This is a genomic window from Streptomyces sp. NPDC054840, assembly GCF_053611065.1.
On the sequence record NZ_JBSGZP010000624.1, the window covers coordinates 1 to 4,296 of the forward strand.

The window sequence follows — 4,296 nt, forward strand, 5'->3', positions numbered from 1 at the left end:
GGGCCATCCACGCCCCCGGCGCCCCTTCGGCCTCCGCCGCACCCGCACAGCACGGCGCAAGCACGGCGCAAGCACGGCGCGACCACCCCGCCGCTCACCCCATCCGCAGGACCACACAGGTCGTCGTGCCATGCGCATAGAGCTTCCCGTCGCGCGTGCCCACGACCCTCGCCTCCGCGGTGGCCGTGCTCCGCCCCACATGCAGCGCCGTACCCTCGCACCGCAGCGTGGGCGTGTCCGCCAGCACCGGCCGGATCATGTGCACCCCGAGCTGCACCGTGGTGTAGCTGGTGCCCGCCGGAAGCAGGGTCATCACGGCCGAGCCGAGGGCCGAGTCGAGCAGTGTGGCCAGGAAGCCGCCGTGCACCGTCCCCATCGGGTTGAGCAGGTGATCGCCCGGGTCCCCCTCGAAGACGGCGGCCCCCTCCGAGGCCTCGGTGAGCCGGAAGCCCAGGGTGCTCATCATCGACGCACCGGGCAGTTCGCCCTTCATGCTCGCCTGCAGGATCTCCAGGCCGCTCATGCCGAGGATCTCAGGGGTCATCTCCGGCCGCTGCTGCCAGGTGTGCGTACGACTGCGGAGCGCGGCGCTGGTCTCATACGTGGTCATGGCAACGACCCTAGGCGCGGCGCCGGGCCGGCCGCGAGTGTCGGATCCGGCAGCTTCCGCATGGTTTCCGACACCCCGTCCGCGGCGGGGCAGCGCTACCGTGGAGCAGTGAAAGTCGCCGTCCTGGCCCTCGACGGGGTCTTCGACTCGGGCATATCCGCCGTCCTCGACGTGCTGCACACGGCGCACGCGCTGCGCCGCCAGGTGGCCGGCGCCCCACCGCCCGCCTACGACATCCGCACGGTCGGCGTGCGGCGCCGGGTCCGCACCGGGCTCGGCCATCGCATCGACACCGAACCGGCCGCCGTCGCCGAGGACGCGGACCTGCTCGTGGTGCCCGCGCTGATGGAACGCCGCCCGGACCTCCTGGTCGAGGCCGTGGCGTCGGGCGGCTTGCGGCCGGCCCGCCGGATCCTGACCGAGGCCCGCGAGCGCGGCACCCCGCTGGCCACCGCCTGCACCGGTACCTTCCTGCTGGCCGAGGCCGGAGTGCTGGACGGGCTGCGGGCGACGACCAGTTGGTGGCTTGCCCCGCTCTTCCGGGACCGCTACCGCCGGGTCGCCGTCGAGGAGACCCGGATGGTCGTCAGCTCCGACGGCGTCACGACGGCGGGCGCCGCCTTCGGCCACCTCGACCTGGCCCTGTCGCTCGTCGGCGCGCGCAGCCCGGCCCTGGCGGATCTGGTCCGGCGCTACCTCGTCGTCGACGACCGGGCCTCGCAGGCGGCGTACACCATCCCCAGTGCGCTGGCCCGACACGATCCGCTGGTCGCGGCCTTCGAGGAGTGGGCGCGGACCCGGCTCGCGGAACCGGCGCCGATCGCGGACGCGGCCCGCGAGCTCGGCGTCAGCGAGCGCACCCTGCAGCGCGCGGTCGCCCGTACGCTCGGCCGCACACCGGTCGGGCTGGTGCAGGACCTGCGGGTGGAGCAGGCCGAGCACCTGTTGCGCACCACGGACCTGCCGCTGACGGCGGTCGCCCGCCGGGTCGGGTACGAAAGCCCGGGACCGCTGCGCACCCTGCTGCGCAGACGGCGCGGCGAAGGCTGACACGGCGGGGGCGACCGGCCCGCCGGCCCGCCGCCCGTCCGTGCCGGTTCGTGCCGGCCGGCGTCCGCCGCTACGAACGCGCCCCTGCGACGGGCTCGGCGGCGCCTGTCCCGGCCGGGGTGGCCGTCGTCCGTTCCCCGCCGGTCGTGCGCTGCGCCGGGAACTCCACCTGCAGGCCTCGCGGCCCGGACAGCATGTACACGAGTACGAAGCCGGCGGCCACGACCGCGGCCCCGCCCACGGCGTCCAGTACCCAGTGGTTGGCGGTGGCCACGATCGCGCACACGGTGATCAGCGGGTGCAGCGCCCCCAGCAGCTTCTGCCAGCCCTTGGGAGCCAGCACCACGATCACGATCCCGCACCACAGCGACCAGCCGAAGTGCAGCGAGGGCATGGCCGCGTACTGGTTGGAGATCGCGGTCATCGCCCCGTACGAGGGGTTGGCCAGGTCCTGCGGCCCGTGCACGGTGTCGATGAAGCCGAGGCCTGGCATCAGGCGCGGCGGCGCGAGCGGGTAGAGCCAGAAACCGGCGAGGGCGAGGACGGTGGCCAGGCCGAGGGAGGCGCGGGCCCAGCGGTAGTCGCCGGGGCGCCGCCAGTACAGGACCGCCAGGATCGTCAGCGGGACGACGAAGTGGAAGGAGGTGTAGTAGAAGTTGAAGAACCCCTCCAGCCAGGGCCTGTTCACCACGGCGTGGTTCACGGCGTGTTCGATGTCGATGCCCAGCACCCGCTCGATCCCGTGGATCTGGCTGCCGTTGCTCTCGGCGAGGCTGCGGCTGGTGGGCGCGGCAGCCCGGATGTGCGAGTAGATCGAGTAGCCGACCCGTATCAGAAGGAGTTCCAGCAGGAGGTTCGGGCGGGACAGCACGCGCCGCCAGAACGGCATCAGCGGCACCCGCGCCCAGCGGGCCGCCGCGGGCTGCCCGTAGTCGGTGGGTACGGGCTCGCGCCAGTACGCCGACGAGCGCGGCAGGAACGGTACCGCGCAGGCCGCGGCCACGGCGGTGAGCAGCGGCACGTTGTCGCGTACGGGGGCCAGCGCGGCCAGGTTGGGCAGCAGCATCGTGCTCGGCAGGGTCATGGCGAGAACGACGGCCACCGGCCACACGGGCCGGTCGGCGGCCCGCTTGCCCACCTTGCCGGCGACGGCGAGGAGCACCCAGAGCAGCTGGTGGCGCCAGCCGGCCGGGGACACGGCGACGGCCACGCAGCCGGTGACGGCGACGGCGAGCAGCAGCTGGCCGTCGCGGGCGTAACGGACCGCGCGGCGCAGGCCGATCCAGACGACGGCGGCGGCGACGGCGCCGTAGAGCAGGATCTCGGCGGGTCCGGTCAGGCCGAGGCGCAGCAGCGCGCCGTGCACGGACTGGTTGGCGAGGCCCTCGGGGGCGCCGCCGAGGCCGGTACCGGCCAGGTGCTCCACCCAGTACGTCCACGAGTCGCGCGGCATGGCCGCCCACGACAGCGCGGTGGCTCCGGCGAAGGTCACGGCGGCGGTGCGCGCGGTGGGGCGGCGCCCCGTCAGCCACAGCAGCGGGGCGAACAGCAGCAGCGCGGGCTGGAGCGCGGCGGCGAGGCCGACGAGGAACCCGGCTGGCCGGTCGCCGGGCACGCGGAACACGGCGAGCAGCACCAACAGCACGGGCAGGACGGCGGTTCGGCCGGGCGAGGCGGCCTCGCGGACGGGCAGCGAGACCATCATCAGCGCGGTGAGCACGGGTGCGGCGAGCAGCGCGGTGCGTCGCGGCACCGGGTCGGGCAGGCCGCGGGCGGCGACGAGCCCGATGGCGGCGACGCACAGCAACGTCACGCAGGTCCAGGCGACCTCCAGCGACGGGGCGGCGAGGCCGACCAGCGGCTTGAGGACCAGACCGGCGAAGGGGGTGCCGGAGAACTGGCCGGTTTCGTACACCGATCCGGGCAGGCCGCCGGGGAGGTGGAAGCCGCTCAGCCACTCGCCCGGTGGCACCCGCAGTACGGCGGCGGCCTGTCTGACGGCGAGAGCACCGGCCAGCGCCCACAGGAGGAGCCGGGCCGCCCCGAGCCTGCCGTGATCGCCTATGACTCCGGCATGTCCGTCCGCATCGCTGTGCTCTGCCGCGTTAGCCACGCCTCGCCGGCCTCCCGCCATGTTGACCGCAACCCTGACTTCGCCTGGCTGCCGCGCTCCATTACCCGCACGACGATATCCCCCACGGGATGTGTTGGACGGCCCTCACGGACATCGCGAAGACCGGCGGGCCCGCCGTCCCGGACCGTCCGTTCCTCGACCGGCCGCCCGGCCGGGCCGGGGACCCGCGGGCTCTCGGGGTGCGGACACCGGACTTCATGGCGAAGCTGAGGGGGACCGGCATTCCGTGGAGAGGATGGCTCATGTCCATGCTTGACAAGCTCAAGGGCCTCATCAAGGGGCACCCTGACCAGGCCCGCCAGGGCGTCGAGAAGACCGGGGACGCCTTCGACGCGAGGACCGGGAACAAGTACCAGAGCCACGTCGACACGGCACAGCAGAAGCTCGGCGAACAGATCGGCAAGGAGCCGCCCACGGCCGGGGAGGGTCGCCCGCCGCAGCCCTGAATCGGACGTCCGGACCTGCGGAGCGCAGGGACCACAACGCAGGGACCGCACCATGG

General features: G+C 73.9%; 4 protein-coding genes. 2 read left to right on the forward strand and 2 right to left on the reverse strand.

The features are described from left to right. Positions 1-94 precede the first annotated feature (94 nt). Positions 95-610 carry a PaaI family thioesterase gene (locus ACWGIU_RS30945; protein ID WP_453711364.1) on the reverse strand — a complete coding sequence of 172 codons (516 nt, stop codon included), beginning with the start codon at positions 608-610 and terminating at the stop codon, positions 95-97. Between the two features lie 108 nt (positions 611-718). Here ACWGIU_RS30945 and ACWGIU_RS30950 point away from each other — a divergent pair, with 108 nt between their 5' ends. Beyond that, a complete protein-coding gene (locus ACWGIU_RS30950; RefSeq protein WP_453711366.1) occupies positions 719-1,660 on the forward strand; it encodes a GlxA family transcriptional regulator in 942 nt (313 codons plus the stop codon). A 70-nt stretch (positions 1,661-1,730) separates the two neighbouring features. Here ACWGIU_RS30950 and ACWGIU_RS30955 read toward each other — a convergent pair whose 3' ends face one another. Beyond that, a complete protein-coding gene (locus ACWGIU_RS30955) occupies positions 1,731-3,773 on the reverse strand; it encodes a bifunctional glycosyltransferase 87/phosphatase PAP2 family protein (RefSeq protein ID WP_453711367.1) in 2,043 nt (680 codons plus the stop codon). 263 nt (positions 3,774-4,036) lie between these two features. On the opposite strand from ACWGIU_RS30955, the gene ACWGIU_RS30960 reads away from it, so the two are divergent. Further along, positions 4,037-4,240, forward strand: coding sequence for an antitoxin (locus ACWGIU_RS30960; protein WP_453711369.1), 204 nt, complete (start codon positions 4,037-4,039; stop codon positions 4,238-4,240). Positions 4,241-4,296 lie beyond the last annotated feature (56 nt).

Coding starts and splice junctions, on each gene's coding strand:
- ACWGIU_RS30960 (WP_453711369.1), top strand. CDS start 4,037: ATGTCCATGCTTGACAAGCTCAAGGGCCTCATCAAGGGGCACCCTGAC.
- ACWGIU_RS30945 (WP_453711364.1), bottom strand. CDS start 610: ATGACCACGTATGAGACCAGCGCCGCGCTCCGCAGTCGTACGCACACC.